The sequence below is a fragment of the Streptomyces sp. NPDC006551 genome, from assembly GCF_040611675.1.
Lineage (GTDB): Bacteria > Actinomycetota > Actinomycetes > Streptomycetales > Streptomycetaceae > Streptomyces.
In genome coordinates, this window is the sequence record NZ_JBEXOT010000059.1 from 20256 (window position 1) to 34578 (window position 14323).

At 71.4% G+C, this 14323-nt stretch carries 17 protein-coding genes; 8 read left to right on the forward strand and 9 right to left on the reverse strand.

From position 1 onward, the window contains the following. The first annotated feature begins 37 nt into the window (after nucleotides 1-37). A complete protein-coding gene (locus tag ABZY12_RS31640; RefSeq protein WP_356896417.1) occupies nucleotides 38-568 on the forward strand; it encodes an SRPBCC domain-containing protein in 531 nt (176 codons plus the stop codon). Nucleotides 569-593: 25 nt separating this feature from the next. Here the strand turns inward: ABZY12_RS31640 and ABZY12_RS31645 are convergent, their stop codons facing one another. From ABZY12_RS31645 to ABZY12_RS31660, 4 genes are all read right to left on the reverse strand, one after another. Next, nucleotides 594-2132: a hypothetical protein gene (locus ABZY12_RS31645; RefSeq protein ID WP_356896419.1), complete on the reverse strand. Its 1539-nt coding sequence runs from the start codon at nucleotides 2130-2132 to the stop codon at nucleotides 594-596. A gap of 5 nt (nucleotides 2133-2137) precedes the next feature. Further along, nucleotides 2138-4201: a hypothetical protein gene (locus ABZY12_RS31650; protein WP_356896421.1), complete on the reverse strand. Its 2064-nt coding sequence runs from the start codon at nucleotides 4199-4201 to the stop codon at nucleotides 2138-2140. Between the two features lie 219 nt (nucleotides 4202-4420). Then, entirely contained in the window at nucleotides 4421-4873 is a 453-nt protein-coding gene (locus ABZY12_RS31655) for a nucleoside deaminase (RefSeq protein ID WP_356896423.1), read from the reverse strand. A gap of 30 nt (nucleotides 4874-4903) precedes the next feature. Further along, on the reverse strand, nucleotides 4904-5128 hold the full coding sequence (locus ABZY12_RS31660) for a GntR family transcriptional regulator (protein ID WP_356896425.1): 225 nt from the start codon (nucleotides 5126-5128) through the stop codon (nucleotides 4904-4906). Nucleotides 5129-5373: 245 nt separating this feature from the next. On the opposite strand from ABZY12_RS31660, the gene ABZY12_RS31665 reads away from it, so the two are divergent. Continuing rightward, nucleotides 5374-5592, forward strand: coding sequence for a hypothetical protein (locus ABZY12_RS31665; RefSeq protein WP_356896427.1), 219 nt, complete (start codon nucleotides 5374-5376; stop codon nucleotides 5590-5592). 9 nt (nucleotides 5593-5601) lie between these two features. Here ABZY12_RS31665 and ABZY12_RS31670 read toward each other — a convergent pair whose 3' ends face one another. Next, the gene (locus ABZY12_RS31670; protein WP_356896429.1) at nucleotides 5602-6222 is read right to left on the reverse strand and encodes an NAD(P)H-dependent oxidoreductase; all 621 of its coding nucleotides are present in this window, start codon (nucleotides 6220-6222) and stop codon (nucleotides 5602-5604) included. 149 nt (nucleotides 6223-6371) lie between these two features. Here ABZY12_RS31670 and ABZY12_RS31675 point away from each other — a divergent pair, with 149 nt between their 5' ends. Continuing rightward, on the forward strand, nucleotides 6372-7307 hold the full coding sequence (locus ABZY12_RS31675; RefSeq protein ID WP_356896431.1) for a DMT family transporter: 936 nt from the start codon (nucleotides 6372-6374) through the stop codon (nucleotides 7305-7307). On the opposite strand, the gene ABZY12_RS31680 is transcribed toward ABZY12_RS31675, so the two are convergent. Next, nucleotides 7213-8094 carry a LysR family transcriptional regulator gene (locus ABZY12_RS31680; protein ID WP_356896433.1) on the reverse strand — a complete coding sequence of 294 codons (882 nt, stop codon included), beginning with the start codon at nucleotides 8092-8094 and terminating at the stop codon, nucleotides 7213-7215. The genes ABZY12_RS31675 and ABZY12_RS31680 overlap by 95 nt on opposite strands. Beyond that, nucleotides 8094-8492: a PLD nuclease N-terminal domain-containing protein gene (locus tag ABZY12_RS31685; RefSeq protein WP_356896435.1), complete on the reverse strand. Its 399-nt coding sequence runs from the start codon at nucleotides 8490-8492 to the stop codon at nucleotides 8094-8096. The genes ABZY12_RS31680 and ABZY12_RS31685 overlap by 1 nt, the downstream gene beginning before the upstream one ends. 89 nt (nucleotides 8493-8581) lie before the next feature. On the opposite strand from ABZY12_RS31685, the gene ABZY12_RS31690 reads away from it, so the two are divergent. Both ABZY12_RS31690 and mqnP read left to right on the forward strand, forming a co-directional pair. Beyond that, complete coding sequence (locus ABZY12_RS31690) at nucleotides 8582-10039, forward strand: menaquinone biosynthesis decarboxylase (RefSeq protein WP_356896437.1); 1458 nt, start codon at nucleotides 8582-8584, stop codon at nucleotides 10037-10039. Continuing rightward, nucleotides 10036-10938: a menaquinone biosynthesis prenyltransferase MqnP gene (mqnP, locus tag ABZY12_RS31695; RefSeq protein ID WP_356896439.1), complete on the forward strand. Its 903-nt coding sequence runs from the start codon at nucleotides 10036-10038 to the stop codon at nucleotides 10936-10938. The genes ABZY12_RS31690 and mqnP overlap by 4 nt, the downstream gene beginning before the upstream one ends. Nucleotides 10939-10945: 7 nt before the next feature. On the opposite strand, the gene ABZY12_RS31700 is transcribed toward mqnP, so the two are convergent. Continuing rightward, the gene (locus ABZY12_RS31700) at nucleotides 10946-11551 is read right to left on the reverse strand and encodes a rhomboid family intramembrane serine protease (RefSeq protein ID WP_356896441.1); all 606 of its coding nucleotides are present in this window, start codon (nucleotides 11549-11551) and stop codon (nucleotides 10946-10948) included. A gap of 92 nt (nucleotides 11552-11643) precedes the next feature. Between ABZY12_RS31700 and ABZY12_RS31705 the strand changes: the two genes are divergently transcribed. After that, nucleotides 11644-12324 carry a UbiX family flavin prenyltransferase gene (locus ABZY12_RS31705; protein ID WP_356896443.1) on the forward strand — a complete coding sequence of 227 codons (681 nt, stop codon included), beginning with the start codon at nucleotides 11644-11646 and terminating at the stop codon, nucleotides 12322-12324. Here ABZY12_RS31705 and ABZY12_RS31710 read toward each other — a convergent pair. Beyond that, on the reverse strand, nucleotides 12321-12446 hold the full coding sequence (locus ABZY12_RS31710; protein ID WP_356896451.1) for a hypothetical protein: 126 nt from the start codon (nucleotides 12444-12446) through the stop codon (nucleotides 12321-12323). The two genes, ABZY12_RS31705 and ABZY12_RS31710, sit on opposite strands and share 4 nt — an antisense overlap. A gap of 126 nt (nucleotides 12447-12572) precedes the next feature. On the opposite strand from ABZY12_RS31710, the gene ABZY12_RS31715 reads away from it, so the two are divergent. Then, entirely contained in the window at nucleotides 12573-13028 is a 456-nt protein-coding gene (locus tag ABZY12_RS31715; protein WP_031013392.1) for an Lrp/AsnC family transcriptional regulator, read from the forward strand. 49 nt (nucleotides 13029-13077) lie between these two features. Then, nucleotides 13078-14241 carry an aminofutalosine synthase MqnE gene (gene mqnE / locus ABZY12_RS31720; protein WP_356896445.1) on the forward strand — a complete coding sequence of 388 codons (1164 nt, stop codon included), beginning with the start codon at nucleotides 13078-13080 and terminating at the stop codon, nucleotides 14239-14241. The last annotated feature ends 82 nt before the right edge of the window (nucleotides 14242-14323 follow it).

Below are 14323 nucleotides of genomic sequence, written 5' to 3' on the forward strand. Positions count from 1 at the left end.
GCTCGCGGGTGCCGGGCCTCGGCGCGACGCTGGAGGTATGAGCGAGATACCTCGGGGCAGGTGCGAGACCCACGACGGCGACACGCATCTCCTGCGGTTCGTCGTGGAACTGCCGCACCCGATGGTGCGGGTCTGGGCGGCCGTCGCCACGCCCGAGGGTCTGCCGCGGTGGCTCTGCGCGGCGGATCCGCTGGAGCCGCGGCTGGGCGGCCGGGTGACCCTGCGCCGGCTGAACGGCGAGACGGTGGTCTCGGGGCGGGTGACGGCGTGGGACCCGGAGTTCGTGGCGGAGTACACGGTCGAGCCGCCGTACGGGCGGATCCGGTTCCATCTGGAGCCCGGCGGGGACGGCGGCGGGGGGACGGTGCTGCGGTTCACCAACGAGGTGCGGGGGACGTGGGAGACCAAGCTGGACCGCTTGGCGGGATGGCACGACCACTTGGAACGGCTGGTGGAGGCGCTGGAGGGCCGGCCCACCGACTGGGCCGCCTGGTCGCCCGAGCGTCGGCGGCATCTGCGGGAGCTGTACGCGCGGGACGAGGCCCCCTGGCCCAAGTGGGTGCCGTAGCACGCTGAAAGAACGCCGGAGCGGTTCAGCCCCTCCTCGGCGGGAGGCAGTTGTCCGTCGGGGCGTGGCCCTCCGGCCAGGCGATCTGGACGAACCTCTGGGTGCCGTCCGGGGCCAGTTCCACGATGGGGATCGCCTTGTTGTACGGGTTGCCGAAGTTGTCCAGGCAGATCCAGCCGCTGGCGCCCTCGACCCTGAGCGAGCCCTTCACCTGGGGCCACTGGGTGGCCACGTCCGCCAGTGCCGGGTACTGACTGCCCTGCGGGGTCGCCTGCCGGATCGCGTGGACCGCCGTCGCCATCGCGTCGTACGCGACGATCGCCTGGCCGTCGGCGAGGGGCACCGGGGTCTTCGACGCCTGGGCGATGTCCGTCAGGAACGTCTCGAACGCCGCCGTCGAACCGCCCGTCCTCGGCACCGGCCGCCCCGGCGCCGGCTTCCAGGCGTCCGGGTGGGCCAGGGCGGCGTAGCGGACGGTGAGCTTCGCCTTCAGCGCGGCCTTGTTCAGCTTGTCGTCGGCGCCCAGGTACGAGCCCTCGTCGCCGGTCAGGATCGTGAAGGCGCGCTCGGCGCAGCCCCGTGCGCCGAGCGCGTTGATGAACTGCCGCAGCTGGGTGTGGCGGCCCGCGAAGAAGACCGTCTCCGCCCTGGTGTCGCAGATCAGATGGGTGATCTGACGGAAGGTGTTGGCGGTCGTGCCCTCCTCCGTGGGGTCGGCGGGCGAGGTGAACAGCTGCGGCTCGTACGGAGCGCCCTTCAGCGAGGCCGTGAACGCGGACTTGAGGGTGTCCGTGTAGTGGTCGCCGGTCCGGGTGTCCTGGACGAGCAGCGCCTTCGCCGCCTCCACCCGGCCGAAGTGGGCGAGCGCCTTGGCCTCGTCGCCGTTGGTGGGGGAGACGCGGGCCAGGCCGGGGAAGCGGTTGTGGCCCGCGCCGGGGCCGTTGGCGATGTCGTCGGCGGTGATGGTGGTGCCGACGACGGCGATCCCGGCGCCGGTCAGGGCCGCGACCGCCTGCCGTATCTCGGTCGAGCTGGTGGCGACGCCGGAGACCGCCCGCAGCCGGTCGGGGTCGGCCGTCATCTTCTTCAGCCGCTCGACGGTGGTGCGCCAGTGGGCGTTGCCCTTGCCGGTGTTGGCGAGGACGAGCCGTATCTTCGGGGTCTCGCTGTTGGAGGCGTGGTTGGCCCGGTACTGGCGGGCGTAGGCGCCCTGTATCTCGTGCAGGACCTTGACCCGCATCCCGGCGTCGGTGGAGGTCAGGGGCAGCAGCAGGGCGACCGTCGCGTACTCGCCGGCCTTGAGCCCGGCGTTCTCCCGGCCGACGGCCCGCGCGACCTCCGTCAGGGAGGGGACGCCGAAGTCGTGCCCGGAGCCGTTGACTCCGACGCATTCGGCGCTGCCCGGGGGCCGTTCGACGCCCGGCGCGCAGGAACGGTCCTCCGGGGTGGTCGCGCGCTGCACGGCGTACCCGATCAGGGTGCCGAGGACCGCCAGGGCCACCACGGTCGTGACGATCTTCTGGCGGGTCGTGTAGAAGACGCGGTAGCGCAGCCGGTCGGCCATGGTCCTCAGGCTCCGTTCCCCTCGCCCGGCGGCAGCGAAAGCCCCCGCCAGGCGCGGATGTCTCTCGGCCAGTGGGTGGCCGCGTCCCACAGCGGTCTGTTGCCCGTGCGATGGCGACCGGAGAGCTGGCGCAGTTCGTGTGCCAGCTTGTCGGTCACCTCGCCGTCGGGCAGGGCGAGCGGATCGGTCAGCAGCCAGGTGGCGTGCAGCAACCGCCGTACACCGAGATGGAGTTCGGTCTTCTCGTCGTCGAGTCCGGCGGGCAGTCGTTCGGCCGGCTCCTGGCCGAGGGCGACCGCGCGGCGCGGATCCGGCCCGGTGCGGTGCTGCTCGCGCGGGTACGGCGCCGAGGCGATGAACCTCAGCCGCCCCAGCCAGCCCACGACGTCCGCCTCGGGGAAGGTGAGCCGCAGATGGGTCACGGCGCCCTCGGTGCGGCCGAGCGCCAGCTCCTGGTGCAGCCGGTACGGCCCCGGCTCGGGGCCGTAGTGCCGGTGCAGGGTCTCGTGGACCGCCCGCCAGGCGGCGTACGCGGGGTGATCGGCGTCACCGAAGCGCAGCCGGTGCAGGAGCAGCGCGCGCAGCAGCGGGTCGGCGACGAAGTGCTCGGCGCTCTCCGGCCAGTCCTCGGAGCGCAGCATGTCGCGGACGAGCAGGGCCATGTCCCCGTCGAGGGACTCCCCGCGCAGCCGGGTCCGGGCGAGCAGCCGGGCCGACTCCTCGTCGTGGGCGGCGGCGAGGACGGCGAAGGGTCCGAGGCCGCGGCCCGGCAGCAGTTCGTCGAGGAGGGTGGGCGCGACCGGTACCGGAGCGGTGTCCTCGCGCAGTTCCACGGTGAGGTCGAGCAGGGCGCCCGGGGTCAGCCAGGATTTCAGGCGGGCCGGTGCCTCGCCCGCCGCCCTGCCCAGCAGGACCACACCGAGGGGACGGCCGCCGGTCAGCCGGTGGACGGCCCGGGCCAGCTCGGCGGGCGTGCGGCCGGCCGGGTCGAAGCGGTCGAACGCGCTCTGGGTCTGCGCGGGGCTCAGCGGGGTCAGTTCGACGGCGAGGATGCCGGAGGTGATGTCCGTACCGCGCGGGCAGGGGGCGCGGTGGGCGGTCTCGGGGAGCCGGGCCCGGGTCGCGTGCCGGATGCCCTCGTGGTCGCGGACCCGGGAGGCGGCGATCACCACGACGCGGTCACGGTGGCCGTCGGCGCGGGCCCGCAGGATCGGTTCGACCAGGCGGCGGCCGAGCGGCTCGTGGGCGTTGTCGAGGAGGAGGACGGGCCGGCCGCGCCGGGTCCCCATCCGGGTGAGGCCGGTGTAGGCGCGGCCCAGGTCCTCGACGAGCGCGCCGACGAGGAAGTCCTCGGCCTCGCGCCGGCGACGGCCGCCCTGCTCGAAGTCGACGGCCAGCTGCTGGAGCCCGGCCTTGCCGTGTCCGCCGGCGTTGCGATAACTCCCGTACCAGCTCTCGGACTTCTGTTGGAAGCGGCCGAACACCTCCTCCAGGACCGTCTCGACGGTCGCCTCGGCGAGGAGCCCGGCCATCGGGGCGGTGGCCTCGGCGAAGTTGGCGGCGAGCTTGGCGAGGACCTTGGTGACCCAGGTGGTGGCGGCGCCCTTGGCCGCGTCGACGGTCGCGAGGACGGGGCCGAGCCGTTGCAGATCGCGCCGGGCGCGTTCGTCGTCCTCCTGCGACCAGCTGATGGACGCGACGGCGACCAGGCCGAGCGACAGCCGGGGGAACCGCACCGGCTTCGCCGCGTGCACCCTCGGCGCCAGCTGTACGGCGATCTCGGCGAGCGCTCCGGTGAGCGGGTTCCAGCCGGGTCCGTGATCGGCGGGTCGGTCGATGTGCGCGCAGTCCAGGAGCGCGAGCGGAGTCGCCTCCTTGTAGGCGTTGCGCACCTGCTTGAGCAGCGCGGTCTTGCCCATGCCCCGGCCGCCGGTGAAGACGGTGACCGGCGGATCGTCGCCGTGCTCGTACGGGACGCGGTCGAAGGTCTCCGGCGCCAGCCCGGTCAACCGCGCGGCGAGCCCGGTCGCGTGCAGGACCGCCTCGCGGCCGTACAGCTCTCTGTCCACCCCTGCCACCCCCGTCGCACGTCAATTCAAGGATATCGACGGTCTGTTGGGAAGGCGCCAGGCTTTTCGACACTGGTGTCGGCGTGGGTGTCGTCGGCCGGTGGCGGGGCGCCCGGCCCCCGCGTCGACGCGGGTGTGTCGTCGGCCTGTGACGACCTGGGCCCCGCGTCGGCGCGGGCGCTCACGGCGGCGCGTTCGATGGTCGGATTGCCGCCGCCGTCAGTCGTCGCCGATGTCCTCGTTCCAGAGCGCCGGATGCCGCTCGATGAATCCCCGCATGAGCGCGACGCACGCCGGATCGTCGAGCACCAGGACCTCGACCCCGTGCTCGGCCAGCCAGTCGTGCCCGCCGTGGAAGGTCGCGGCCTCCCCGACGACCACCCGCGAGATCCCGAACTGCCGTACGAGTCCGGAGCAGTACCAGCAGGGCGAGAGGGTCGTCACCATCGTCGTCCCCCGGTACGACCGCTGCCGGCCGGCCGCCCGGAACGCATCCGTCTCCGCGTGCGCCGACGGGTCCCCGTCCTGCACGCGCCGGTTGCGCCCGCGCCCGAGGAGCGTCCCGTCGGCGGCGTAGAGCGCGGCGCCGATGGGGATCCCGCCCTCGGCGAGCCCGGCGCGGGCCTCGGCGAGGGCGGTGGCGAGCCACCGGCGTGCCTGGTCCTGGTCCATGCGGGAGCCTTTCCCGCCGAGCCCGGGCCGTCACACCTGCTGGTGGCCGTCGTCCGTCGGCAGCGGATCGGCGACGAAGGTGCCTTTGCCGTGAACGGTCAGGATCAGGCCGCGCTCGCGCAGGACGCGGGCGGCGCGACGGACCGTCAGGTAGGCGACTCCGTACTCCTCGGCAATCGCGCGCGTACTCGGCAGTGCGCTGATCCCGTTCTCCTCGGGCTGCTGATGCTCGCCCTGCCCCCTACCGGCAGGCACCGCCCCCGCCCCGTCACCCACCGCCGCCCGGCCCCGCCCGTTCAGGCCCCGCGTCACCGCGCTCCCACCCGGCGCTCTCCCTACGCCCAGCAGCAGACGACACTCCTCGACGGCGCCCGGTCACCCCTGGAGCGCCCCTACGTGGCGGCCGCGCGAGCAGCGCAGCGCAGGCGTCGGCGGGCGTTGTGGCTGGCGACGGTCGGGGTGGATGTCGACCACCGGAACATCCATGCCACGGCCACCCGATGAGCCGCTGTGGGGCGCGACGGCCCGTGATCGCCGTCGTGGAGGTCATGCGGCCGGTGTGCGCGGGCTCGGTCTGCGTGCTCGCCGTGGGGCATGACGGTCCGCACCGCGACCGGGAGGGGGACGCGTGGTGGGTGACGCCGGAGATCGCCGACGCGGTGAGCGTGGCCCTGCTGGTACGAGCTCTTAGGGCCCCGCCCGAGCCGGAGTTCCGGTGACGGCGCTCCTCACGCCGCGGCGCCGGCCTTCGTCTCGTAGGGGAAGAGGGCGAGCGGGGTCTCGCCCTGGAAGAAGGTCTTGGCGCGGGCCATCGCCTGTTCGTCGGCGCGGACCCGGCCGGGGCGGGAGCCCGTTCCGGTCAGGACGCCGCCGAACCGCATCCGCAAGTAGGCCGCCGAATGGCTCAAGCTGGTGACCAGGCCGTTCGCGACGACGTGGTCGTCGTCCGCCATGGCCGTGACTCCCCACAGCGTGCCACCAGCCATGCGCTCCTTGAAGTCGGAGCCGGGCACGTTCAGCCAGCCCGACCAGTAGTCGAGGTAGCGCTTGGTCTGCGCGGAGAGGCTGTACCAGTAGAGGGGCGAGACGATGACGATGTCCGTGGCCTCCACCGTGGCCCGCCACAGCAACTCCTCGTTCTCCTCGGCCTGCCGCTCGGCGCTCTCGTGCCGTCCGTCCTGGAAGTCGGCCAGGGGCAGCCGGTTCAGATCCACCCAGCGCTGCGGGATGTCGGCGGGCAGGTGCGCGGCGGCCGCGCGGGCCAGTGTCTCGGAGTTGCCGTCGGCTCGGGAGCTGCCGAGGACGAAGAGGAACGAGCGGTCCGTGCCAGGTGCGGCGTCGAGGGTCATGTTTCCTCCGGTGGCAGGGGTGCCCCGGTGCCAACTCCGCCTACTCGGGCGGTATTCCGGCCGCCCATCGGCTCCGCCGATCCCCCCATCGGCAGGACCCCCCACTGGCCCGTGGACCCGCCCCACCCCCGCTCCGTAGCGTCGTCGGCATGAGAAACGAGACGAGCGGAACGCAGACCCGAGGGACCCTCGAACTGACCCTCGCCATGGTGCTGTCCGGCACCCTCGGCGTCTTCGTCGTCGAGTCCGGGGCATCGCCCTTCGACGTGGTGTTCTTCCGGTGCCTCTTCGGGGCCGCCGCCCTCGGGGCGTACAGCCTGGCCCGTGGCTACTTCACCGGGCACGGCTTCTCGCCGAAGAAGCTCGGACTGGCCGCCCTCGGCGGTGTGTTCATCGTCTTCAACTGGGTGTTCCTCTTCGAGGCGTACGAGGCGACCTCGATCTCCTTCGCCACCGTCGTCTACCACACGCAGCCGTTCTTCCTGGTGGTGTTCGGCGCGGTGCTGTTCCGGGAGCGGATCACCGCCGCCAAGTTCGGCTGGCTCGCCGTCGCCTTCGTGGGGCTCGTCCTCGTCTCCGGGATGCGGCCCGGGGACACCGCCTCCCTCAAGGGCCTGGGGCTCGCGCTCGCCGCCGCCGTGCTCTACGCGCTGTCGACGATCGTCACCAAGCGGATCACCGGCGTACGGCCGCATCTGATCGCCCTCGTCCAGGTGCTGGTCGGCCTCCCGCTGCTGCTGCCGTTCGCCGACTTCGGGGCGGCCTCGCGGCTCGGTGGGGGCTGGGGATGGCTCGTCGGGCTCGGGCTCATCCACACCGGGCTCATGTATGTGCTGATGTACGCGGCCTACCAGAAGCTGCCCACCGCCAAGATCGCCGTACTCGCCTTCACCTACCCGGCGGTCGCCATGTTCGCCGACTGGGCGGTGTACGGGCACCACATCGGCCTCGTCCAGGCGCTCGGCGTCCCGCTGATCGTGCTCGCAAGCCTCAAGGTGACTCTCGTACGAGGCGCCGCGCCTGCTCTACGAACAGCCGTACGTGCGCCGGAAGCCGCTTCCCCCGTCGCCACGCGATCTGCGTGAAGAGGGTGAACGGCGGCTCCCAGTCCAGCGCCACCAGCGCCCCGGACGCCAGCTCCTCGGAGACGGTGACCCGGGGCAGCAGGGCGATCCCCAGACCGGCCGCCACGCCCCGCTTGGTCGCCTCGATGGTGCCGAACTCCATGAACGGCGGCGCCCACTCCCGCAGCTCCCCCTCGAAGAGGTCGCGGTACGGGCAGCCCGGCTCGGTCCCCACCAGCTGGGCCGCCGCCAGGTCGGCGCTCGCCAGACCGGCCCGGCCGGCCAGCGGATGCCCGGGCGCGGCCACGAGCACCAGGGGTTCGGCGGCGAGGACCTCGCTCTCCAGGCCGGCGTGCTCGGTCTCGGGCTCCATCAGGAAACCGATGTCGTACGTTCCCTGGCGCAGCGCCTGCCGGGTCTCGTCGCCGAGCGTGGGGCGCAGGGTCAGCCGCACCTTCGGGTAGCGGTGGTGGAACAGCTCCAGGAGCGGCGGCAGCCGGTAGGAGGTGAGCGACTCCATCGTGCCGACGGCGATCGTCCCGGCCGGCTCCTCGGCGGCCACGACCGCGGCCCGTGCCTCGTCGGACAGCTCGATGATCCGCCGGGCGTACGGCAGGAGCCGCTCGCCGGCCTCGGTGAGCCGGATGCGGCTGCCGAGCCGTTCGAACAGCTCCACGCCGAGCGAGGACTCCAGGGAGCGGACCTGGCCGGTGACGCTGGACTGCGCGTACTTCAGCTCGGTGGCTGCGCGGGTGAAGGAGAGGACGGTCGCGACCTTCTCGAAGGTGACCAGGAGCCTGAGCTCCATCACCGGTCCTTGTCGCCGCCGCCGTCGCCGTCCTGCTCGCGCTTCCTCAGCTCCTCCTCGCGGCGGCGCAGGTCCGCCTCCCAGTCCTTGAGGACGGCCTCGTCCTTCTCGTTCTCGTCCTTGAGGGACTTGAGGAAGTCGGGGTTGTCGTCGGGGGCGACCCACTCGCTGCGGTGGTTGCGGTGCCATTCGGAGGGCGTACGGCCTCCGGCGGGGGCGCGGCGCATCTTGCCGGCGGCGAACCAGACGATCGGTCCGACGATCCAGAAGAGCAGGATGATGATGACCCAGACGACCTTGGGCAGGTGCTTGGCCTCGTCCTCGGGGGTGTTGAGGCAGTCGATGAAGGCGTAGATCGTCAGCGCCAGCGGCAGGATGTACATCAGTGCCCTGAGCATGTGGGACAGCCCCCTGGATGCAATGGCGAGGCCCGATTCGGCGGCCCCGGTGACAGGTCCAGCCTATCGGGTGGCGGATACTGGCCCCTATGGCTTACGACGATCTCCGCTCGCTGCTCAGGGCCCTGGAGCGCGAAGGCGACCTCAAGCGCATCAAGGCCGAAGTCGATCCGTACCTGGAGGTCGGGGAGATCGTCGACCGGGTGAACAAGGCGGGAGGCCCGGCGCTCCTCTTCGAGAACGTCAAGGGCTCCGCCATGCCGCTCGCGATGAACGTCTTCGGGACGGACCGCCGGCTGCTGAAGGCGCTGGGCCTGAAGTCGTACGGCGAGATCAGCGAGAAGATCGGCGGCCTGCTCAAGCCGGAGCTGCCGCACGGCTTCGTCGGGGTCCGGGAGGCCTTCGGCAAGCTGGGCTCGATGGTGCACGTGCCGCCGAAGAAGGTGAAGTCCGAGAACGCCCCGGTGCAGGAGGTCGTGCTCACCGGTGACGACGTCGACCTGGACGCGCTTCCGGCGCTGTTCACCTGGCCCAAGGACGGCGGGTCCTTCTTCAACCTCGGTCTGACGCACACCAAGCACCCGGAGACGGGGGTCCGGAACCTCGGGCTCTACCGGCTCCAGCGCCACGACAAGCGCACGATCGGCATGCACTGGCAGATCCACAAGGACAGCCGCAACCACTACGCGGTGGCCGCGGCGCGCGGCGAGCGGCTGCCGGTCGCGATCGCCTTCGGCTGCCCGCCGGCCGTGACGTACGCGTCGACGGCGCCGTTGCCCGGTGACATCGACGAGTACCTCTTCGCCGGCTTCGTGCAGGGCAAGCGGATCGAGATGGTCGACTGCAAGACGGTGCCGCTTCAGGTGCCGGCGAACGCGGAAGTGGTCATCGAGGGGTGGCTGGAGCCGGGCGAGACGCTGCCGGAGGGCCCCTTCGGCGACCACACCGGCTTCTACACGCCGCAGGAGCCGTTCCCGGCGCTGAGGATCGACTGCGTGACGATGCGGAAGCGTCCGCTGCTGCAGTCGATCGTGGTGGGGCGGCCGCCGACGGAGGACGGGCCGCTGGGGCGGGCGACGGAGCGTTTCTTCCTGCCCCTGCTGAAGATCATCGTGCCGGACATCGTGGACTACCACCTGCCTGAGTCGGGCGGCTTCCACAACTGCGCGATCGTCTCGATCGACAAGAAGTACCCGAAGCACGCGCAGAAGGTCATGCACGCCATCTGGGGCGCGCACATGATGTCGCTGACGAAGCTGATCATCGTGGTGGACAAGGACTGCGACGTGCACGATCTGCACGAGGTGTCCTGGCGGGCGCTCGGCAACACGGACTACGCCCGTGACCTCACCGTCGTCGAGGGGCCGGTGGACCACCTCGACCACGCCTCGTACCAGCAGTTCTGGGGCGGCAAGGCGGGCATCGACGCCACGAAGAAGCTGCCCGAGGAGGGCTACACCCGGGACGGCGGCTGGCCGGACATGGTGGAGTCGGACCCGGCGACGGCAGCGCTCGTGGACCGCCGGTGGAAGGAGTACGGCCTGTGACCAGCGCCGCTGCCGCCGCCCCCGCACCCGGGCGGACGAAGGCGTTCCTCCGCCTGGTGATGATCGAGCACTCGGTCTTCGCGCTGCCGTTCGCGTACATCGCCTCGCTGACCGCGATGTTCCGGCTGGACCGGAACGTCCACTGGGTCACGCTGCTGCTCGTCACCGTCTGCATGGTGGGGCTGCGGACCTTCGCGATGGCCTGCAACCGGATCATCGACCGCGAGATCGACGCCCGTAATCCGCGGACGGCGGGGCGCGAGCTGGTGACGGGGGCCGTGTCCGTGCGGTCGGCGTGGACCGGGGCGGGGATAGCGGTCGTCGTCTTCCTCGGTGCGGCCGCGCTGCTGAACCCGCTCTGCCTGGCGCTCGCGCCGCTCGCGGTGGTCCCGATGGTGGTCTATCCGTACGGCAAGCGGTTCACGAACTTCCCGCACGCGATCCTGGGGATCGCGCAGGCCATCGGGCCGATCGGGGCCTGGATCGCGGTGACCGGGGAGTGGTCCTGGCACGCCGTGATCCTGGGGCTCGCCGTCGGTGTGTGGATCGGCGGCTTCGACCTGATCTTCGCCTGCCAGGACGTCCAGGCGGACCGCGCCCACGGCGTGATGTCCGTCCCGGCGCGCTTCGGCATCCCGGCGGCGCTGTGGGGGGCGCGCGGTTCGGCGGTCGTGACGACGGGGCTGCTGGTCTGGTACGCGCTGGCGACGCAGGCGGGGCTGTTCTTCTGGGTGGGGCTGGTGATCGTGGTGGTGGCGTTCTGCTACGAGCACACGATCGTCAAGCCGCACGACCTGTCCCGGCTGAACCGGGCGTTCTTCACGACGAACGGCTTCATCGGGATCTCGCTCTTCGTCTGCGCGCTGCTCGACCTGCTGGTGCGCGGCCTGACCGTCTAGCGACGGATCACGGGGTGAGGGCCGGGCGGCGGCCCGCGGGGCGGAACAGGAAGGCCGCGCCCACGCCGGCCACCAGACCGACGAGGTGGGCCTGCCAGCTGACCGCGCTGTCGGTGGGAAGGGCGCTGAGGAGCATGGTGCCGCCCCAGATCGCGGCGATCGTCACGCCCACCGCGATGCCGAGGAGCTTGCGCTCCACGAAGCCCCGGATCACGAGATAGCCGAAGAGGCCGAAGACGAGGCCCGAGGCCCCCGCGGTGATGGAGTCCGTCGGGGAGAGCAGCCAGACGCCCAGGCCGTCGGCGACGACGATCAGGGCGCAGACGGCGAGGAAGCGGCGGATGCCGCCGAGGGCCGCGACGAAGCCGAAGATCAGCAGTGGCACGCTGTTGGAGGCGACGTGGTCGAAGCCGAAGTGCAGGAACGGGGCGGTGATGATCCCGCCGAGGCCGTCCGGGTCGCGGGCGACGATGCCGTACGCGTCGAGGGCGTGGCCGGTGGCGTGGTCGACGGCTTCGAGCACCCAGAGGGCGGCCACCCAGACCAGCATCATCTTGGCGGCTGCCTTGCCCCGGTCGGCCGAGGTCCAGACGCGGGTGTGCGGTTCGGTCATCGCGACCCCCCTGCGGTCGTGCGCTTCCCCCCGGAAACGTCCGGGACACCTTACTCAGTTCCGCGGGGAGCGGGCCGGATAGGCTCGTCCGTGTGGAGCCGGTAGAGGAACAGCAGCGTCGTCCCTGGGTGGTCGGGGTGTCCGGGGCGTCGGGGACCCCGTACGCCGCCGCCGTGCTGAGGGGGCTGCTCGCAGCGGGGGAGAGCGTCGATCTGGTCGTGTCGCGGGCGTCGCGGCTGACGTTGCTCGACGAGACCGGGATCGCCTTTCGGGACGCGCACTGGCGCGAGGACCTGGCGACCTGGCTGGCGCGGGGCGCCGACGGGAAGCCGGACACGTTCGCGCCGGATGTGAGCGGCGTGCGGTACTGGGCGGCCGGGGACCTGGCCGCCGGGCCGTCCTCGGGGTCGTACCCGGCGAAGGGGATGATGATCGTGCCCGCGTCGACCGCCTCGGTGGCGGGTGTGGCGCTGGGACTTTCGAAGGACCTGCTGCAGCGGGCGGCGAGTGTGACGCTCAAGGAGCGGCGGCCGCTGGTGGTCGCGGTGCGGGAGACCCCGCTGAGCGGTCAGACGCTCAAGGCGCTGGTGGCGCTGGACGAGGCGGGCGCCGTGGTGCTGCCCGCCTCTCCGGCGTTCTACGCGGGGGCGACGCACATCCAGGATCTGGTGGACTTCGTCGCCGGGCGGGTGCTCGACGCGGCGGGGGTGCCGCACCGGCTGTACCGCCGCTGGGAGGGAGAGCTCGGTGGTGGCAGCTCTCGGGGGGACTAGCGCTTCTTCGCCGCGCGCTTCTCGGCGCGACGCTTCGGCTGGGCCGGCTGGTGGGCACGCGAGCGGTTGGCCATCTCCTGCAGCTCGCGCATACGGGCGTAGGCCATCTCGATCGTGTACACGGTGAACACCACTCCTGAAAGATCGTCTTTGATCTGTTGAAAGATTCACAGGGTGTCGCCCCCTGTGTACCTTAGATTCTATACCTAAACTCGCGGTATCGCTGGACAATGGAAGGCTTCATACCTATGGACGCCGTGGACAGGCAGCTCATCCAGGCTCTGCGCGAGAACGGCAGGGCTTCGTACGCCGAACTCGGCCGGCTCGTCGGGCTCTCCGGCCCCTCCGTCACCGACCGCATCAACCGTCTCGAGGCGGCCGGCGTGATCACCGGCTACCGCGCCACCGTCGACGCCGCCTCGCTGGGCCTCGGCGTCACCGCCCTCATCGGCATCTCCCTCTCCGACGCGGCCGACCACGAGGACGTGGCCCGTCGACTGAAGGACCTCGCCGAGATCGAGGACTGCTGGTTCATCGCGGGCGACGACTCGTTCATGCTCAAGGTGCGGGCGAACGACGTCGACGGCCTGGAGAAGACGATCCGCCGGCTGTCCGGCACCAAGGGCGTCTCCCGGACCCGTACCACCATCGTGCTCTCCACCAAGTGGGAGAACCGGGTCGGAGATCTGCCGGAAGAGGGTTGAGAGTACGGTGGTGGGGCCTGATCGACGGAAACATGGGAGGCGGCCGTACATGGACGCGGGACTCAAGCGCGAGCTGGAGCAGAAGGTGCTCGCCGGTGAGCGGCTGAGCCGTGAGGACGGCATCGCCCTCTACGAGTCCGACGACCTGGCCTGGCTCGGCGGCCTCGCCCACGAGGTCCGGACCCGCAAGAACGGTGACGTCGTCCACTTCAACGTCAACCGTCACCTCAACATGACCAACGTGTGCACCGCCTCCTGCGCGTACTGCTCGTTCCAGCGCAAGCCGGGCGAGAAGGACGCGTACACGATGCGCATCGAGGAGGCCGTCCGCCTCGCCAAGGCGATGGAGGGGGAGAACCTCACCGAGCTGCACATCGTCAACGGGCTCCACCCCAACCTGCCCTGGCGGTACTACCCGCGCTCGCTCTCCGAGCTGAAGAAGGCGCTGCCGAACGTCTCGCTGAAGGCGTTCACGGCCACCGAGATCCACCACTTCGAGACGATCTCGGGCATGTCCGCCTCGGACATCCTCGACGAGCTGATCGAGGCCGGCCTGGAGTCCCTGACCGGCGGTGGCGCGGAGATCTTCGACTGGGAGGTCCGCCAGCACATCGTGGACCACCGGACGCACTGGGAGGACTGGTCCCGCATCCACCGCCTGGCGCACGAGAAGGGGCTCAAGACCCCCTCGACGATGCTGTACGGGCACATCGAGGAGCCCCGGCACCGCGTCGACCATGTGCTGCGGCTGCGGGAGCTCCAGGACGAGACCGGCGGTTTCCAGGTCTTCATCCCGCTGCGCTACCAGCACGACTTCGTGGACATGCGGGACGGCAAGATCCGCAACAAGCTCCAGGCGCGCACGACCATGGCGACCGGCGCCGAGGCGCTGAAGACCTTCGCGGTCTCGCGCCTCCTCTTCGACAACGTGCCGCACGTCAAGGTCTTCTGGGTCATGCACGGCGTCCAGACCGCGCAGCTGGCGCTGCAGCACGGCGCGGACGACATGGACGGCTCGGTCGTCGAGTACAAGATCACGCACGACGCGGACAACTACGGCACACCGAACAAGCTCACCCGTGACGACCTGCTCGAACTCATCCGGGACGCGGGCTTCCGGCCGGTGGAGCGGAACACGCGGTACGAGATCATCCGCGAGTACCCGGGCCCGGACGCCGGACGCCGGGAGTCGCCGCAGCCCATGCGGGTCTGAGCCCCCTCCTCGCGACGGGACGGCCGCGGGGGGGGGGGTGGCACCCCGGCCCGCCCCCCGCCCGCCGCCGGCACCCACTATA

Excerpts from the sequence above, each read along its gene's own strand:
- ABZY12_RS31715 (WP_031013392.1), top strand. The coding sequence starts at position 12,573 with ATGGACGCCGTGGACAGGCAGCTCATCCAGGCTCTGCGCGAGAACGGC.
- ABZY12_RS31665 (WP_356896427.1), top strand. The coding sequence starts at position 5,374 with ATGAGCCGCTGTGGGGCGCGACGGCCCGTGATCGCCGTCGTGGAGGTC.
- ABZY12_RS31685 (WP_356896435.1), bottom strand. The coding sequence starts at position 8,492 with ATGCTCAGGGCACTGATGTACATCCTGCCGCTGGCGCTGACGATCTAC.
- ABZY12_RS31640 (WP_356896417.1), top strand. The coding sequence starts at position 38 with ATGAGCGAGATACCTCGGGGCAGGTGCGAGACCCACGACGGCGACACG.
- mqnE (WP_356896445.1), top strand. The coding sequence starts at position 13,078 with ATGGACGCGGGACTCAAGCGCGAGCTGGAGCAGAAGGTGCTCGCCGGT.
- ABZY12_RS31675 (WP_356896431.1), top strand. The coding sequence starts at position 6,372 with ATGAGAAACGAGACGAGCGGAACGCAGACCCGAGGGACCCTCGAACTG.
- ABZY12_RS31690 (WP_356896437.1), top strand. The coding sequence starts at position 8,582 with ATGGCTTACGACGATCTCCGCTCGCTGCTCAGGGCCCTGGAGCGCGAA.
- ABZY12_RS31655 (WP_356896423.1), bottom strand. The coding sequence starts at position 4,873 with ATGGACCAGGACCAGGCACGCCGGTGGCTCGCCACCGCCCTCGCCGAG.
- ABZY12_RS31670 (WP_356896429.1), bottom strand. The coding sequence starts at position 6,222 with ATGACCCTCGACGCCGCACCTGGCACGGACCGCTCGTTCCTCTTCGTC.
- ABZY12_RS31680 (WP_356896433.1), bottom strand. The coding sequence starts at position 8,094 with ATGGAGCTCAGGCTCCTGGTCACCTTCGAGAAGGTCGCGACCGTCCTC.
- ABZY12_RS31700 (WP_356896441.1), bottom strand. The coding sequence starts at position 11,551 with ATGACCGAACCGCACACCCGCGTCTGGACCTCGGCCGACCGGGGCAAG.
- ABZY12_RS31645 (WP_356896419.1), bottom strand. The coding sequence starts at position 2,132 with ATGGCCGACCGGCTGCGCTACCGCGTCTTCTACACGACCCGCCAGAAG.